The organism is Pseudomonas sp. LTGT-11-2Z (assembly GCF_003691445.1).
GTDB lineage: Bacteria > Pseudomonadota > Gammaproteobacteria > Pseudomonadales > Pseudomonadaceae > Aquipseudomonas > Aquipseudomonas monteilii.
Genome location: NZ_CP033104.1, coordinates 5,517,100 through 5,533,999, shown reverse-complemented (window position 1 = coordinate 5,533,999; position 16,900 = coordinate 5,517,100). Strand labels below are relative to the sequence as shown.

Here is a 16,900-nt window from a genome sequence, read left to right as displayed (position 1 = left end):
AGACGCGGCGTCTCAAGCCAGCCGGTAATCACACAGTGCTTGTCGGGGCATGCCCAGAGGCGCTTAATGGCCGGACAACGATAAAAACAGCAACGAGAACCGGAGGGCCTGAATGCTTGCCGCGAACTCCCGAGCCCATGTCGACTGCGTCAGCAGGGTGTTGAAGAATGCCGACCGCCTGCCACAGGCGCCGGTGCCACCGCTGATCCTCGACTCCTGGCGCCGTTCCATGGAGCTGTACCGCCTCGACCCTGGGTCCCAGCAGGGGCCGCGTATCCTTTCTCAAAGCCTGCTCAACGAGTGCCGCGAACGCGCCGAACTGTTCCTGCGCATCGCCAGCGATGCTGTGGCACGCCTACACGAGCGGGTACGCGGTGCCGACTACTGCGTACTGCTGACCGATGCCCAGGGGCGCACCATCGATTACCGGGTCGAGTCGGCCATCCGCAACGACTGCCGCAAGGCCGGGCTGTACCTGGGCACCTGCTGGTCGGAAGGCGAGGAGGGTACCTGCGGCGTGGCGGCGGTGTTGACCGCCAAGGCCCCGGTCACCGTGCACAAGCGGGACCACTTCCGCGCTGCGTTCATCGGCCTGACCTGCACGGCGGCACCGGTATTCGACCCGCTGGGCGAGTTGTTGGGCGTGGTGGATGTGTCAGCCTTGCAGTCGCCAGATGACCGCCGTAGCCAGCATCTGATCCGCCAACTGGTGGAGCAGACCGCCCGCGAGATCGAAAACGCCTTTTTCATGCACAGTGCCCAAGGCCACTGGGTGATGCGCGCCCACGGCACGCCGGGTTATGTGGAAAGCCAGCCGGACTACCTGCTGGCCTGGGATGCCGATGGCCGCCTGCAGGCGATCAACAGCCTGGCGCGGCAACGGCTGGTGGAGCGCCTGGGGCGCTTGCCCGAGCATATTGGTGAGCTGTTCGACATTGACCAGCTACGCCGGGTGAGCGCGTCGTCGGCCCAGCGCCTGCCGGGTCTGGGGGGGCTGTATGGTCGGGTCAGCGCCCCACGGCAACGCCAGCGCGCGCAGCCGTTGCGCCAGGCCCAGGACGCACGCATCGAACAGCACCTGCGCTTGGCCACGCGGGTCAAGGACTGCAATCTGGCGGTACTGGTGCAAGGTGAGACCGGGGCTGGCAAAGAAGTGTTCGCCCGCCAACTGCACCAGCAAAGCCAGCGCCGGGATGGCCCGTTCGTCACGCTGAACTGTGCGGCCATTCCGGAAAGCCTGATCGAGAGCGAGCTGTTTGGCTACGTGGCTGGAGCCTTTACCGGGGCCTCCAGCAAAGGCATGCAAGGGCTGTTGCAGCAGGCCGATGGCGGCACGCTGTTCCTCGATGAAATCGGCGACATGCCGCTGAACCTGCAAACGCGCCTGCTGCGGGTGCTGGCCGAGGGTGAAGTGGCGCCGTTGGGCGCCGCGCGGCGTGAGCGTGTGGACATCCAGGTGATCTGCGCCACCCATCGCGATCTGGCCGCGATGGTTGAGGACGGGCGCTTTCGTGAAGACCTGTACTTCCGCCTGGCCAATGCCCGCTTCGAGTTGCCGCCGCTGCGGGAACGTGAGGATCGGTTGGGGTTGATTCATCAGCTGCTGGCCGAGGAGGCCGGTGCGTGTGCTGTCGAGGTGGTGTTGGCCGATGATGCGCTGCAAGCATTGCTGGTTTACCGTTGGCCGGGGAACTTGCGTCAGCTGCGGCAGGTGTTGCGCTATGCCTGCGCGGTGAGTGAAGGCGGGCAGGTGCAATTGCAGGACTTGCCGCAAGAGGTGCGCGGTGAAGCGGTTGCTTCGCCTGAGAGCAGCGTGTCTTGCCCGGCCCGGCAGTTGTTGCTGGATGCTCTGATTCGCCATCGCTGGAAACCGGCCGATGCGGCGCGGGCGTTGGGGATATCGCGGGCGACGCTGTATCGGCGGGTGCATGAGCACCGCATCGAAATGCCGCGCATGAAGGGATAGGCCTTCAGGCCCTGGCAGGCAATAAAAAAACCCGGCACAAGGCCGGGGTTTTTGGTGCATCACACTACTCGATCAATGCTCGTTGGCCAGCTTGTGTTCGAGGTAGTGAATGTTGACGCCGCCTTTGCAGAAACCTTCATCACGCACCAGGTCGCGGTGCAGTGGGATGTTGGTCTTGATGCCGTCGACGACGATCTCGTCCAGGGCATTGCGCATGCGTGCCATGGCTTCGTCGCGGTCCTTGCCGTAGGTGATCAGCTTGCCGATCAGCGAGTCGTAGTTCGGCGGAACCGAATAACCGCTGTACAGGTGCGAATCGACGCGTACGCCGTTGCCGCCTGGTGCGTGGAAGTGCTTCACCTTGCCTGGGCTCGGGATGAACTTCTTCGGGTCTTCGGCGTTGATACGGCATTCCAGCGAGTGGCCACGAATCACCACGTCTTCCTGGCGGTACGACAGCTTGTTGCCAGCGGCGATGCTCAGCATCTCCTTGACGATGTCGATACCGGTCACCATCTCGGACACCGGGTGCTCAACCTGCACGCGGGTGTTCATCTCGATGAAGTAGAAGCGGCCGTTCTCGTACAGGAACTCGAACGTACCCGCACCACGGTAGCCGATCTCGATGCACGCATCGACGCAACGCTTGAACACTTCCTGGCGGGCTTTCTCGTCGATGCCCGGGGCTGGTGCTTCTTCCAGCACCTTCTGGTGACGGCGCTGCAGCGAGCAGTCACGGTCGCCCAGGTGAATGGCGTTGCCCTGGCCGTCGGACAGTACCTGGACTTCCACGTGGCGTGGGTTGGTCAGGAACTTCTCCAGGTAGACCATCGGGTTGCCGAAGGCTGCACCGGCTTCGGTACGGGTGAGCTTGGCCGAGGCAATCAGGTCCTCTTCCTTATGCACCACGCGCATGCCGCGACCACCACCGCCACCGGCGGCCTTGATGATCACCGGGTAACCGACGTCACGGGCAATCGCCAGGGCGACTTCTTCGTCTTCCGGCAGCGGGCCATCGGAGCCCGGTACGGTCGGTACGCCCGACTTGATCATCGCGTCCTTGGCCGAAACCTTGTCGCCCATCAGGCGAATGGTGTCGGCTTTCGGGCCGATGAAGGCGAAACCGGATTTTTCAACCTGCTCGGCGAAGTCGGCGTTTTCTGCCAGGAAGCCGTAGCCCGGGTGAATCGCGGTGGCGCCGGTGACTTCGGCGGCAGCGATGATTGCCGGGATATGCAGGTAGGAATCCTTGGACGATGCAGGACCGATGCAGACCGACTCGTCTGCCAGGCCCAGGTGCATCAGTTCACGGTCGGCGGTGGAGTGCACAGCGACGGTTTTGATGCCCAGCTCTTTGCAGGCACGCAGGATCCGCAGGGCAATTTCCCCGCGGTTGGCGATCAGGACTTTTTCGAGCTTCCCAGACATCGTTGGCTCTCCGCGATTCAAACGACGGTGAACAGCGGCTGGTCGAACTCAACCGGCTGGCCGTCTTCTACCAGGATGGCGTCGATGACACCGCCAACATCGGCTTCGATGTGGTTCATCATCTTCATGGCTTCGACGATGCACAGGGTGTCGCCTTTCTTCACGGTCTGGCCCACTTCAGCGAAGTTCGGCGAGGTCGGCGAAGGCTTGCGGTAGAAGGTACCTACCATTGGCGAGCGGATCACGGTGCCTTTCAGGGCCGGGGCGGCGGCGGCAGCTTCGGCGGCTGGAGCGGCAGCGGCAACCGGGGCGGCAACAGGCGCAGCAGCGGCTACTGGAGCCGGTGCGAAGTACTGTTGGGCAGCCGGGGTTTTGCTGTGACGGCTGATACGGACCGACTCTTCGCCTTCCTTGATCTCCAGTTCGTCGATGCCAGACTCTTCCAGCAGCTCGATCAGTTTCTTGACTTTACGGATATCCATTAATCATCAACTCCCAAAGGTTCGGTCAGGGGGCGAAATACAAAAAAACGTAACTGAACGTTTCTCTAGAACCCTGGCCCACTGAGGCCAGGGTTTTCATCATTTGGGCTGTGCGTTGGCAGCCAGTTGTTCCAGCGCGGACTCCAGGGCCAGGCGATAACCGCTGGCGCCCAGGCCGCAGATCACCCCTACGGCAACATCGGAAAAGTAGGAGTGGTGACGGAACGGTTCGCGTTTGTGCACGTTGGACAGGTGCACTTCGATGAATGGGATGCTCACCGCAAGCAATGCGTCACGTAATGCGACGCTTGTGTGGGTGAAAGCAGCCGGATTGATCAGGATGAAGTCCACACCCTCGTTGCGTGCGGCGTGAATACGATCGATCAGTTCGTACTCGGCATTGCTCTGCAGGTATTGCAAATGGTGGCCTGCGGCGCGGGCACGTTGCTCCAGGTCCTGGTTGATCTGGGCCAGGGTCACGGCGCCGTAGTGGCCTGGCTCGCGGGTACCGAGCAGGTTGAGGTTGGGGCCGTGGAGCACCAGTAGCGTTGCCATCTGCGGATTCCTTGGGTTTGTAGGGCAATTCGACACAGCGCGGCGAGTGTGCCGCAAAGCGACGGCAGGTGTCCAGTTCCCGGCAGTAGCCAGCACGATGTCCGAGATTCGCGCGAAGTATGTGACCAAATACTTAAATCTGGTCACCTATTTCAGGATTTTTCCCGGCACGGGGGAAGTTATAGACCGACTTTCCCGCGCACGCGTGTCAGAATTTGCGCAAATTCACCGGCGTTTATCTCGCCAATCACCTGATCGGCGGTCATTTCGCTGCCGTTCGCGGCAAAGAAGAGCAAGGCGGGGGGGCCGAACAGCTGATAGCGGTCGAGCAGTGTACGTTGCTCGGCATTGCTCTCGGTGATGTCGAAACGCACCAACTTGAAGCCGGTCAGCTGCGTTTGCACCTGTGGCGCGTTCAGCACTTCATGCTCGATCACTTTGCAGCTGATGCACCAGTCGGCGTACCAGTCCAGCAGCACGGGCTGGCCTGCCGCCTTGGCCTGGGCCAGCGCCGCGTCCAGTGCGGCGGGAGTGGTGATGGTTTGCCAGGCATCCGCCTTTGCCGCCGGGCTGTCGCCGCTGACCGCCAGTGTTGCAACCGGCAGCGGGCGCAGCGGGTCGCCTTGGCCACTCAGCGCGCCATACCAGCAAGCCAGGGCGTAGACCAGCAAGCCCAGGCCCAGCAGTTGGGCCAGGCGCTGGCGTGCGCTTTTTACAACGAACTCCAGGGCGCCGAGGAACAGCGCCACGCCAGCGGCGAGGAAACCGACCAGCAGCAAGGTAAGCGGGCCCGGCAGCACGCGGCTGAGCAAGCCGATGGCCAGCCCCAGCAGCAGGACACCGATGGCGTTTTTCACGGTATTCATCCAAGGGCCGCTTTTGGGCAGCCAGGCTGCGCCACCGGTGGCTACCAACAGCAATGGCGCGCCCATGCCGAGGCCCAGGGCAAACAGCTTGAGCGCGCCGCCCACGGCATCGCCGCTGGCGCTGATGTACAGCAGGGCACCGGCCAAGGGGGCGGATACGCACGGCGAAACCAGCAGGCTGGAAAGCACGCCGAGCACGGCCGCGCCGAGCAGCGAGCCACCCTTGGTGTGGTTGGCGACGTTGTTCAGACGGTTGCTCAGGGCCTGCGGCAGCTTGATTTCGAACAGGCCGAACATGGCCAGGGCGAACACCACGAAGAACAGCGCGAACGGCACCAGCACCCAGGCCGATTGCAGACGGGCCTGCAGGTTAAGGCCGGCACCGAACAGGCCCATCAGCGCGCCGAGTACGGCGAAGCTGGCCGCCATCGGCAGCACGTAGGCCAGCGATAGAGCGAGCCCGCGCAGGCCGCCGACCTGGCCACGCAGCACCACGCCAGACAGGATCGGCAGCATCGGCAACACGCACGGGGTGAAGGTCAGGCCGACGCCGGCAAGGAAGAACAGCAGCAGTGATTTCCAGTTCCAGGCGTGTTCGGCAGCGCCCGGCGTATTTGCGCCGCTTTCGCCATTGATGCTCAGGCGTTCGGTTTCCGGTGGGTAGCACAGGCCCTTGTCGGCGCAACCCTGGTAGCCCACCAGCAGGGTGAAGGCACGCGGGTCGGTGCGCGGCAGTTCGATGTCGACCACGCCGTGGTAAACCTCGACGTCGCCGAAGAACTCATCGTGCTTGGCTTCGCCTTTGGGGATGTTCGGCGTGCCCAGGGCAACGTCGGCCGGCTCGGTGCGGAACTGGAAGCGGTGGCGGTAAAGGTAGTAGCCCTCGGTGGCGACGAAGCGCAGCTTGAGGGTGTGCGCATCGGCCTGGATCAGGCTGAGCTTGAAGGCCTCGTGCACCGGCAGGAAGTCGGCATTATTGGACAGCGAAGCGGCCCCGAGGGTGGCGCTGGGGCGGTTGTCGAGCAGGCCCGTGGCGAAGGCAGGGCTGGCCAGCAGCAGGAACAGCAGGAAAAACAGGCGGCGCATGGCGGACTCGCGAGGTGGAACGTGCCGGCATGATAGCGGAGTTGGTGGAGGATGGGGCCAGCTGGGCTTGCCATGACATTTTTAGCGCCTGGGAGATCGAGCGCCGCCCGCGCGGCGCTCGATCTCCCAGGCACTGCACATGTCATGGCGAGCACCCGCCAGTTCACACCCTGAACGCCCGCACCGCCCGATTCAGCTCACCGCCCAGGCCCAACAACTGCTCGCCTTGCTCGCGCCCCTCACCAATGCGCTGCAGGTTGTCCTCACCCAACTCATGAATCCGTTCGCTGTGGTCACGAATCTCACTCACCGCGCCGCTCTGCTGCGCCGTGACATCGGCAATCCGCACGGCGGTAGCCGAGATGGTGCGAATGGCGCAGACAATCTCGTCCAGCGCGCCATCTGCCGCTTGGGCCTGGTTGGCTGTGGCCTCGGCATGCTCAAGCTGCGCACGCATCCCTGCTACCGAACTTCTCGCGGCTTGCTGCAGGCGGTCGATCAGTGCCTGAATCTCGCCGGTAGCCCCCGTGGTGCGTTGAGCCAGCGAGCGCACTTCATCGGCTACCACGGCAAAGCCACGGCCCATCTCACCCGCACGCGCCGCTTCGATGGCGGCGTTCAGCGCCAGCAGGTTGGTTTGCTCGGCAATCGAGCGGATCACCGTCAGCACCCCGCCGATGGTGGCCGACTCTTCCGCCAGTTGCTCGATCATGCGGGCGTTGCCTTGCACTTCATCAACCAGTTCACGCAAACCTGACAGGCTCTGGCCGATCACCGCCTGGCCTTGCTCCACCGCACGCCCGGCATCGCGGCTGGCGTCGGCGGCGGCGCTGGCATCACCTGCCACTTGCTGAATGGTCGCTTCCAGTTCGCCCAGGGCGTCGCGGATCTGCCCGGTATCGCCCGCCTGGCGTTCGGCGCCGTCGTGCAGGGCGGCGCTCATACCGGCCAGTGCGTGGCTGCTGCCCGCCACTTGCTCGGCGTTGTGGCGGATGGTGCCGACCAGTTCCACCAGGTACTGGCGCAGGCGGTTGAGCGATTCCTGGATGTCGCGCAGTTCGCGGTTGGTCTTGCCCAGGGCGATACCTTGGGCGAAGTCGCCTTCGGCCCACCGTGACAAGGCGGGTGCCAGGCCGGTGAGGGTACGCGTCAGACGGCGCTGCAGGGTGTCGATCAACAAGGCGATCAGCAGGATCAAGCCAATCATCAAACCCTGGATGATGCGCACCTCGGCGGCAATTTTCGCATGCTGGCCACGCACTTCGGGTTCCAATGCTGCAATGGCTAGCTGCACGGCCTCAAGGCGTTGATTAGTGCTGGCGGCCAGGGCGCCGCGGCGTTCGATCTGTTCGCGGGTACGCTGCAATTCAGCCGGGTAGCGGCTCAGCAGGCTTTGCAGTTCACGCTTTAGGCCAACCGCGATGTCTTCCTGCTGGGCATTGGCCTGGGTCTCAAGGCCCATCATCGCGGCGAAGTCGTCGGCACCGGACTCGGCGGCGCGGGTTACGCCAAGCAAGGGCAAGGCATCGATGGCTTGAGCCTGGGCGCGGATCAGTTGCAGCTCGCGCTCCACCTCGTCGGCAAGCTCCGGGCGGCCGCTATTGACCAGTTTGTCCCGGGCCAGCGAAAGGCGGCTCAGGTGCACAGTGGCATCGAGCAATGGCAACAGGTAGCGGTTGGCATCGGCGTTGCCGCTGTCGCGAGCGTAGCCGGCCAGTTGTTCGACGTTGGCTCCCAGCTCCCGCTCGGCCTGCAGCAGCAGGGCTTGTGGGTCACCGGCCAGCTTGCCAGCGGCCAGCAACTCATTGGCGGTGAAGGCCTGCAGGCTGTCCAGGCTTGGGCGTAATGTGTCGGCCAGCTCAACGGGCCATTCGGCCAGGGCGGCCTGCAGCTGCTGGTTGGCCTCCATGGCGGCGGCATGACGCAGGGCGTCGCCGCTGGCCAGGTACGCCTGGATGTTGCGTGCCGCCAGGTTCTGAAACTGCTGGGACAGGCCCAGGTAACGCTCCATCATCTGGTAGGGGCGCTCGAGGGCGCGCTGCGACCACCACAAGGTGGCGCCCAAGGCGAGGCACACGGTCACCAGTAACAGGGTGTTGAAATTGGTCAGCCACTTCAGGCGCATAGCCGCGAACTTCCTGCGCAGGGGAGTAGAGGTAGGCGCCTGAAGTTATTGCGATTTTGTGACCGGGTGATGACGACAAGGGGCTGGCGTCAGAAAAAAAGTGGCACAGTGCCTGTACTGGTGAAACTGGTCAGGGTTCTACACGCACTACACAGTTGCGCCCGGCATGCTTGGCCCGGTACAACGCCTCGTCCGCCGCACTGGCCATGGTCAGCGCATCGAGCCCGTCATCCAGCTGCACCACACCTGCACTGAACGTGCACTGCAAATCCCGGGGTTGTGCCGGGTAGAGAATTTCGGCAAAGCGCCGGCGGATTTCGTCCAGCACCCTGTGTGCTGCGTCCAGCGCGGTGTTGGGCATGACAATGGCGAACTCCTCGCCGCCGTAGCGGCCGATGAAGTCAGTCTTGCGCAAACGCTGCTTGAGAAACAGGGCCAGGCTCTTGATCACCCGGTCGCCCATGGGGTGGCCATGGCGGTCGTTGATCTTCTTGAAATGGTCGATGTCGAGCATGGCAAAGCTCAACGGTTGCTGTTCACGGCGGGCGCGGAAGCTGCAGTCTTCCAGCAGTTGCAGGATGTGGGTGTGGTTGTACAGCCCGGTCAGGCTGTCGCGCACCATGCGCGCCTTCAGGTGCCGGGCACGGGCGGCGCGGTTGCGCACGGTGGTGATGAGGTGGCGTGAGCGAAACGGTTTGGTCAGGAAGTCATCCCCGCCTTCGCTCATGGCGTCCAGCTGTTTGTCCAGGTCGTCTTCGGCAGACAGGTAGATGATCGGCACGCTCACGTAGCGGTCGCTGTGGCGAATCACCTTGGCCAGCTCCGGGCCGGTACAGGCTGGCATGTACAGGTCGAGAATGATGAGGTCGGGCTGGAAGTCGGCAAGCTCTGCCATGGTGCGGATCGGGTCGGTCAGGCTGCGGGTTACCATACCGGCGCTGGCCAGCACCCGCTCGGTATACAGGGCCTGGGTGCGCGAGTCGTCGATGATCAGCACGCGCAGCGGGTCGTGCGGGCTGGCGTTGGTCAGCAGTTCGACCTTCTCCAGCAGGCTGGAAGCCTCCAGGCTGCCGGTGAGAAAGTCCTGGCCACCCGCGCGCACGGCGGCCAGGCGGGTCGGGGTGTCGGCTTCGTGGTGGCTGAAGAACAGCAGCGGAACAGGTTGCGCCAGCGCCTGCTGCACCTGGACGGCCAGCAGCAAGCCTTGGCCAGCGCCGGTGAAGTCGACGTCCATGATGATGGCCGAGGGTGAGTACTCGCTGATCGAAGCGCAGAGCGCCGCAGCGCTTGGCAGCGCTTGCACCACCAGGCCGAAGAATTCCAGTTGCTGGGCCAAACGCTGGGCACGCTCGTGGTCCTGCAGCAGGATGTACACCGGTTTACGCAGGGGCGGCAGCAGCACCTGGTCGAGCGGGTCATCCTTGCGCAGGCCGCTACGCGTCGCCTGTTGGGCGGGGCACTGCGGGCTCGGCTCGACTGCTTGGCTCATGTCCTGGCTACTTATAGGTTGGGGTGTGCAGGGGCAATGATGGCTGTATGCTAGCAGCTCTTACCGAATACGTGAGTGCCCTGCATCAACAAAGCGGCCAGAACGAATATTCAGTTGCTGACCGATTGGTCGCTTATGCGTACGGTGGTGTCTGCTTTATAGTGCTGTCACACGGGCTTGCCGTGGCACCCTGGCGCAGGCCTGTGGTCCAAGCCTCTGAACCGTCGTGACTGATTAAGGACAAAGCCATGCTGGACTGGAAAAATCGCGAGGCCAAAGCCGAGCCCCGCGAGCGTGTCGATGGCCGCGGCGCTGCTGCCCGTAGCTACCTTGGCGGCCTTTGGAGCCGTGCCCTGGGGACCCTTATCGGGTTGTACCTGCTGGTGTGTATCGGCCTGGGCTGGTACTGGAGCCAGGAGCCTGCGCTGTTCCCGGTGCAGCAGAATGCCCAAGCCGCTGCCGAGCGCACCGGCCAGCAGATGGTGGTGGGTTATACCACCCTCGAAACCCTCAAGTCCGTGGCCGGCACCTTGCTGAACAAGCCGGGCGGCTACATTTCCAACGACCGCTTCCCGCCCGGGCTGTGGATGGACAACATGCCGAGCTGGGAATACGGCGTGCTGGTCCAGGTCCGCGACCTGTCCCGCGCCCTGCGCAAGGACTTTGCCCGTTCGCAGTCGCAGTCCACCGAGGACGCCGACCTGGCCAAGGCCGAGCCGCGCTTCAACTTCGACAACAAGAGCTGGATCTTGCCATCGAGCGAGTCGGAGTTCGAAGAGGGCATCAAGTCGCTGACCCGCTACCAGACCCGTCTGGCTGCCGGCGACAAGGGCGCGATCTTCTACACCCGTGCCGACAACCTGAACAACTGGCTGGGTGACGTGGCTACCCGCCTAGGCTCGCTGTCGCAGCGCCTGTCGGCCAGCGTTGGCCGGGTGAAGCTGAACACCACGCTAAAGACCGAGTCGGTGGTTGCCGGCCAGGCGCCGCAGGTGGACGAAGAGCTGGTGGAAACCCCATGGCTGCAGATCGACAACGTGTTCTACGAAGCCCGTGGCCAGGCCTGGGCGCTGTCGCACCTGCTGCGCGCCATCGAGGTGGACTTTGCCGACGTGCTGGCGAAGAAGAACGCCACGGTCAGCGTGCGTCAGATCATTCGTGAGCTGGAAGCCTCGCAAGAGCCGCTGTGGAGCCCGATGGTGCTCAACGGCAGTGGTTTCGGCATGTGGGCCAACCACTCGCTGGTCATGGCCAACTACATTTCCCGGGCTAACGCTGCGGTCATCGACCTGCGTCAGCTGCTGTCGCAGGGTTGATAATGGCCATAAGCCCAAACGAGGCCGCCCACCGGGCGGCTTCCGACCGCGAACAGGTCACCTGGGTGGACGAAGCCGATCAGGTGCTTGGAGCGTTGCCCCGCGCCGAACTGCGCGAGCGGGGGTTGATCGGGCGTTGCACGTTCATTCTGCTGTTCAATAGCGCCGGTGAGTTGTGCGTGCACCGGCGGACCTTGAGCAAAGCGCTGTACCCGGGGTACTGGGATGTGGCGGCGGGCGGCATGGTGACAGCCGGTGAGGGTTATGCCGAATCGGCGGCGCGTGAGCTGGCCGAGGAGTTGGGGATTGAAGGGGTGGAGCTGCGGTTTCACGAGCGGTTCTATTTTGACCAGCCCGACAACCGGTTGTGGTGTGCGGTGTATTCGGCGGTATCGGATGCGCCGTTGCGCTTGCAGCCGGAAGAGGTGATCGAGGCGCGGTTCATTGGGCTTGAGCAGGCTGAGCAAGAGCGTCTGACCAAGCCCTATTGCCCCGACTCGTTGGCGGCTTTGCAGCGCTATAAAGCCAGCCTGGGATGACGCAGGGGATCGCAAAGCGGTCCCAGTGTCGAATGGCGTCGCAAAACATTCGCAAAATGCCGCAATCCAGTACTTAGCAATCGCCTTTTTTATCGTTACACTGCGCGCCCTTTTCGGGCTGCTGCATCACTTGCGGCAGTAGCGCCGCCCCTGCCAGAGTGGGGCTTCGCGGTCGGCCTCTACCCCAAGGCGCGGCCAGTTTTTGTCCTCAGCACAGAGGAACAAAAGTGTCCAAGAAAGCTTCTTCTTTTTCCGCCCTTGGCGGTCTCGTGTACTCCACCGATGCCGGTCGACACTGCCCCGACTGTGGCCAGCCGGTGGACGCCTGCATCTGCAAGCAGCAAATCATCCCCGAAGGCGACGGCATTGCCCGTGTGCGCCGTGAGAGCAAAGGCCGTGGGGGCAAGACCGTGACCACCGTCACCGGCGTGCCGCTGCCGCTCGACCAGCTCAAGGAGCTGGCGACCACGCTCAAGCGCCGCTGTGGTACCGGCGGCGCCCTGAAGGATGGGGTGATCGAGATTCAGGGCGATCATGTCGAGCTGTTGATCGGCGAGCTGACCAAACAGGGTTTCAAGGCGAAAAAGTCCGGCGGCTGAGGCCATCGCGCGATTTTTTGCCCAGCGCTTTCTAAACTCGTTCCCGTGGTCAAGGTCTATGCCTGAGCACGGATGAATCGTCATTTTCAGCTTTTACACTCGCTCCGCTGCCTGCGGGGCAGTGTCTTCGACTTATCTATAGGGGACTTGAATGTCCGTACGACGCACACGCAAAGACGATGGTAGCCAATGGACCGTGGCCGACAGCCGCAGTGTTTATGGCATCCGCCATTGGGGCGCTGGTTATTTCGCCATCAATGAAGCCGGGCGCGTCGAAGTGCGCCCCAACGGCCCCAAGAGCGCGCCGATCGACCTGTTCGAACAGGTCGACGAACTGCGTCAGAGCGGCCTGTCGCTGCCCCTGTTGGTACGCTTCCCCGACATTCTGCAGGACCGCGTTCGCCAGCTGACCGGCGCGTTCGACGCCAACATCGCGCGCCTGGAATACCAGAGCAAGTACACCGCGCTGTACCCGATCAAGGTCAACCAGCAAGAAGCGGTGGTGGAAAATATCATCGCCACGCAGAATGTTTCGATTGGCCTGGAAGCCGGCTCCAAGCCCGAGCTGCTGGCCGTGCTGGCACTGGCGCCAAAGGGCGGCACCATCGTCTGCAACGGCTACAAGGACCGCGAGTTCATCCGCCTGGCGCTGATGGGCCAGAAGCTGGGCCACAACGTGTTCATCGTCATCGAGAAAGAGTCGGAAGTGGCTCTGGTGATCGAAGAAGCCGCCGAGCTCAAGGTGAAACCCCAGGTCGGCCTGCGCGTGCGCCTGTCGTCGCTGGCTTCGAGCAAGTGGGCCGACACCGGTGGTGAAAAGTCCAAGTTCGGTTTGTCTGCCGCTCAGTTGCTCTCCGTGGTGCAGCGCTTCCGCGATGCTGGCCTGGACCAGGGCATCCGCCTGCTGCACTTCCACATGGGCTCGCAGATCGCCAACCTGGCCGACTACCAGCACGGCTTCAAGGAAGCCATCCGTTACTACGGCGAGCTGCGTGCGCTGGGCCTGCCGGTGGACCACATCGACGTTGGCGGTGGCCTGGGCGTGGACTACGACGGTACCCACTCGCGCAATGCCAGTTCCATCAACTACGACATGGATGACTATGCCGGCGTGGTAGTGGGCATGCTCAAGGAGTTCTGCGACGCGCAGGGCCTGCCCCATCCGCACATCTTCTCCGAGAGTGGCCGTTCGTTGACCGCGCACCACGCCATGTTGGTGATTCAGGTCACCGACGTCGAGAAACACAACGACGACGTGCCGACCATCGAGAACAAGGAAGCCCTGCCTGAGACCGTGCAGTGGCTGGTCGACCTGCTGGGCCCGACCGACATCGAGATGGTGACCGAGACTTACTGGCGCGCCACCCACTACATGGGTGACGTGGCGGCGCAGTATGCCGATGGCAAGATCACCCTGGGCGAGAAAGCCCTGGCCGAGCAGTGCTACTTTGCCGTGTGCCGCCGCCTGCACAACTCGCTCAAGGCCCGCCAGCGCTCGCACCGCCAGGTACTGGACGAGCTGAACGACAAGCTCGCCGACAAGTACATCTGCAACTTCTCGGTGTTCCAGAGCCTGCCGGACACCTGGGCCATCGGCCAGGTGCTGCCGATCATCCCGCTGCACCGCCTGGACGAAGAGCCGATGCGCCGTGCGGTGCTGCAGGACCTGACCTGCGACTCCGACGGCAAGATCAACCAGTACGTCGACGAGCAGAGCATCGAGACCAGCATGCCGGTGCATGCGGTGAAAGAGGGCGAGGACTACTTGCTGGGCGTGTTCCTGGTGGGTGCCTACCAGGAAATCCTGGGGGACATGCACAACCTGTTCGGTGATACCGACTCGGTGAACATCTACCAGAATGCCGATGGCAGCGTGTACCACGCCGGTATTGAAACCCACGACACCATCGAAGACATGCTGCGCTATGTGCACTTGTCGCCGGAGGAGTTGATGACCCACTACCGCGACAAGGTGGCCAGTGCCAAGATCACTGCGCGGGAGCGGACCCAGTTCCTGGATGCGTTGCGTCTTGGGTTGACCCGGTCTTCCTATCTGTCCTCCTGAGAATCAAAGGGGCCGTTATGCGGCCCCTTTTAGCTTTTTACTTTTGTCGAGCCGTTGCGGTGAGCTCGACTGTAACAGGCAAGACTGCGCCATTTTCTCTGAGGGCTGTGGTACTCGAATAGCTGTAGACCTGTTCCTCTGTGCGAGCCGATATTCTCAAACCCTCAACGTATTTCACTGCTCCTGATTGTCGAGTGACGAGGAAGGGCGTAAGCGTCCGAAGGCTCTGCAATGCCTGATCATCTGGCTGTTTTTTTTCAGCTACAAAGTACAGGTAGGTCATCGGCACCGTTGCACCGCCAGCATCGCTGAGCACTTCATAAACGGCACTGTGTTTGCTAATTGGCGTTGCCGATACGATCTTGGTCAGTGCTGGAGTTGAACCTGCGGAGAAAATCCATAGGGCTTGCCCAAGGGTGAGTACAAACAATCCTCCTATCAGCCACCTAGTAGCCGTGTGACTTGGCATATTCGATACCTTTCCTGATCCATTCCTGGTCTCCAGGATCATCACCGTAAGGAGACTCACCCCACCATGATCCAAAGGATGAGTCACTGGTGCCCGCTCGGTTTTGTGCCCATCCGGCACCCCGCAATAGGAACGCTTCGGAAAGACCCGCAGCAGTTCCAGTTGCTCCATAGTTGAAGTTGCCTAAGGCCTCGTACTCTCTTCCCTGTTGCTTGTAGTCCCATTCACCTCGATTTCTAACCTTTGAATAGAACCATGACACTAGGAAAGCATTGCCCCCATTCTTGAAGTAGTTACGCTCTCGGCTTGCAGCATGCATGTTGCTTGCTTAGAACAGATACACCTGATGGCGCGGGTGGAGGGTACATGATGGCTCCTTGCTCGTAGGCATTTAAGATAAGCCCCTCCTTGGGTGCTGCATTTATCGGCCTGAGGCTTGGAAACAGTCAACCAAACATCTTTTTCATATTGTGTTTCCTTGCCCGCCGATCCACTGATCTTTTAACTTCCACCCCACCCACCCCAGCGTCACCGCCCGCAACCCCATGAACCCGAGAAACGCCAACCACAACCCATGGTTGCCGAATCCGCTCATGCCTACCGCCACCGGCAGTGCAATCGCGACTGACACCAACATTGCATTGCGCATCTCCCGCGCCCGGGTCGCACCGATGAACAAACCGTCCAGCAAATAACTCCACACCGCAATCAACGGCAGCAATGCCAGGTACGGCAGGTAGGGATAAGCCGCCGCCCGCACGCTCTCGATATCGGTCTGTAAGTCAATAAACAGGTGCCCACCCAGCAAGAACAGTGCGGCAAATCCCAGGCTGGTAATCAGCGACCAGCCACACGCGACCACCAGCGAGCGGCGCAGGGTATCCCGGTCGCGGGCGCCGATGGCGTGGCCGCACAGGGCTTCGACCGCATGCGCCAGGCCGTCGAGCGCGTAGGCGGTCAACAGCAGGCCGTTAAGCAGCAGGGCGTTGGCAGCCACGGTGGCCTCGCCCAGGCGTGCGCCCTGTACGGTAATCAGCAGAAACACCAGTTGCAGCGCCAGGCTGCGCAGGAAGATGTCGCGGTTGACCGACAGCAGCGGTCGCCAGGCCTGCCAGCGTTTGAGCGCTGCCCACACGATCTGCCCTGGGTAAGCCCGCAGCGCCGGACGGGTCAGGGACAGGCCGAGCAGGGCAGCACTCCATTCTGCAATCACCGAGGCCCGCGCCGAACCCAGCACCCCCCAGTCCAGCCCCAGGACGAACCACAGGTTCAGGATGATGTTCAGCAGGTTGGTGGTCAGCAGGATGGCCAGCGGTGCCCGGGCGTTCTGGGTGCCCAGGAACCAGCCGACCAGCGCGTAGCTGGCCAGTGCTGCGGGCAGGCCAAGCAGGCGGGTATGAAAGAAGTCTTCAGTGGATTGCTGAAGGGCGGCGCTGGGTTGCATCGCCTGCAGTGCCAGCTGGCTGAACGGCAGGGCCAGCAGGCCAATCAGCAGGGCGAAGCCGACCGCCAGCAGCAACCCTTGCACCAGCACCTGGCGCAACGCCGCGCCATCACCACGGCCGGCAGCCTGAGCGGCGAAACCGGTAGAGCCCATGCGCAGGAAACCCATCAGGCCGACCATGAAGGTGAACAGCGTGGCGCCCACGGCCACGGCGCCCAGCTGGTGGGCGTGGGGGAGGTGGCCGATGACCGCGCTGTCGACCAGGGCTACCAGCGGCACGGAGATGTTGGACAGGATCATCGGCGCGGCCAATGCCCAGACCTTGCGGTGGGTGGGGCGGTGGCGCCAGTCAGTGAAGAGTTGGGACATTTGCATTCCATGAGACTTGGGGCCGCTATGCGGCCCCCTTATCGAATGCCGCAGTGTAACGACCAGGCAACCATTTAGCGCGACCATGGTCTCACCTCGCGC

Annotated in this window: 14 protein-coding genes; 5 read left to right on the top strand and 9 right to left on the bottom strand. The window is 62.8% G+C overall.

Features of this window, described 5'->3' with window-relative positions:
• The first annotated feature begins 112 nt into the window (after positions 1 to 112).
• Positions 113 to 1,966: a sigma-54-dependent Fis family transcriptional regulator gene (locus tag D8767_RS26125; RefSeq protein ID WP_016715392.1), complete on the top strand. Its 1,854-nt coding sequence runs from the start codon at positions 113 to 115 to the stop codon at positions 1,964 to 1,966.
• Between the two features lie 72 nt (positions 1,967 to 2,038).
• Here the strand turns inward: D8767_RS26125 and accC are convergent, their stop codons facing one another.
• The 6 genes from accC to D8767_RS26095 all read right to left on the bottom strand — a co-directional run bounded on the left by accC (position 2,039) and on the right by D8767_RS26095 (position 9,997).
• Positions 2,039 to 3,394: an acetyl-CoA carboxylase biotin carboxylase subunit gene (gene accC / locus D8767_RS26120; RefSeq protein WP_016715394.1), complete on the bottom strand. Its 1,356-nt coding sequence runs from the start codon at positions 3,392 to 3,394 to the stop codon at positions 2,039 to 2,041.
• A gap of 17 nt (positions 3,395 to 3,411) precedes the next feature.
• A complete protein-coding gene (gene accB, locus D8767_RS26115) occupies positions 3,412 to 3,876 on the bottom strand; it encodes an acetyl-CoA carboxylase biotin carboxyl carrier protein (protein ID WP_016715395.1) in 465 nt (154 codons plus the stop codon).
• A 99-nt stretch (positions 3,877 to 3,975) separates the two neighbouring features.
• The gene (gene aroQ / locus D8767_RS26110) at positions 3,976 to 4,431 is read right to left on the bottom strand and encodes a type II 3-dehydroquinate dehydratase (protein ID WP_003255330.1); all 456 of its coding nucleotides are present in this window, start codon (positions 4,429 to 4,431) and stop codon (positions 3,976 to 3,978) included.
• Positions 4,432 to 4,610: 179 nt separating this feature from the next.
• The gene (locus tag D8767_RS26105; protein WP_016715396.1) at positions 4,611 to 6,383 is read right to left on the bottom strand and encodes a protein-disulfide reductase DsbD; all 1,773 of its coding nucleotides are present in this window, start codon (positions 6,381 to 6,383) and stop codon (positions 4,611 to 4,613) included.
• Between the two features lie 163 nt (positions 6,384 to 6,546).
• Positions 6,547 to 7,326, bottom strand: a complete 780-nt coding sequence (locus tag D8767_RS29810; RefSeq protein ID WP_372237809.1) for a methyl-accepting chemotaxis protein — start codon at positions 7,324 to 7,326, stop codon at positions 6,547 to 6,549.
• 1,312 nt (positions 7,327 to 8,638) lie between these two features.
• Entirely contained in the window at positions 8,639 to 9,997 is a 1,359-nt protein-coding gene (locus tag D8767_RS26095) for a diguanylate cyclase (protein WP_016715398.1), read from the bottom strand.
• 248 nt (positions 9,998 to 10,245) lie between these two features.
• Between D8767_RS26095 and D8767_RS26090 the strand changes: the two genes are divergently transcribed.
• The 4 genes from D8767_RS26090 (at position 10,246) to speA (ending at position 14,516) form a co-directional block, all read left to right on the top strand.
• Complete coding sequence (locus D8767_RS26090; protein WP_016715399.1) at positions 10,246 to 11,313, top strand: DUF2333 family protein; 1,068 nt, start codon at positions 10,246 to 10,248, stop codon at positions 11,311 to 11,313.
• Positions 11,314 to 11,315: 2 nt separating this feature from the next.
• Positions 11,316 to 11,852: an NUDIX hydrolase gene (locus tag D8767_RS26085; RefSeq protein WP_016715400.1), complete on the top strand. Its 537-nt coding sequence runs from the start codon at positions 11,316 to 11,318 to the stop codon at positions 11,850 to 11,852.
• A 227-nt stretch (positions 11,853 to 12,079) separates the two neighbouring features.
• Positions 12,080 to 12,451, top strand: coding sequence for a translation initiation factor Sui1 (locus D8767_RS26080; protein WP_016715401.1), 372 nt, complete (start codon positions 12,080 to 12,082; stop codon positions 12,449 to 12,451).
• A 151-nt stretch (positions 12,452 to 12,602) separates the two neighbouring features.
• Positions 12,603 to 14,516: an arginine decarboxylase gene (speA, locus tag D8767_RS26075; RefSeq protein ID WP_016715402.1), complete on the top strand. Its 1,914-nt coding sequence runs from the start codon at positions 12,603 to 12,605 to the stop codon at positions 14,514 to 14,516.
• A 37-nt stretch (positions 14,517 to 14,553) separates the two neighbouring features.
• On the opposite strand, the gene D8767_RS26070 is transcribed toward speA, so the two are convergent.
• The 3 genes from D8767_RS26070 to D8767_RS26060 form a co-directional block, all read right to left on the bottom strand.
• Positions 14,554 to 14,946, bottom strand: a complete 393-nt coding sequence (locus tag D8767_RS26070; protein WP_230852939.1) for a hypothetical protein — start codon at positions 14,944 to 14,946, stop codon at positions 14,554 to 14,556.
• 16 nt (positions 14,947 to 14,962) lie between these two features.
• Positions 14,963 to 15,304 (bottom strand): polymorphic toxin type 44 domain-containing protein, encoded by a 342-nt coding sequence (locus D8767_RS26065; RefSeq protein WP_085985044.1) that lies wholly within the window; start codon positions 15,302 to 15,304, stop codon positions 14,963 to 14,965.
• A gap of 144 nt (positions 15,305 to 15,448) precedes the next feature.
• Positions 15,449 to 16,798, bottom strand: coding sequence for an MATE family efflux transporter (locus D8767_RS26060; RefSeq protein ID WP_016715403.1), 1,350 nt, complete (start codon positions 16,796 to 16,798; stop codon positions 15,449 to 15,451).
• Between the last annotated feature and the right edge of the window lie 102 nt (positions 16,799 to 16,900).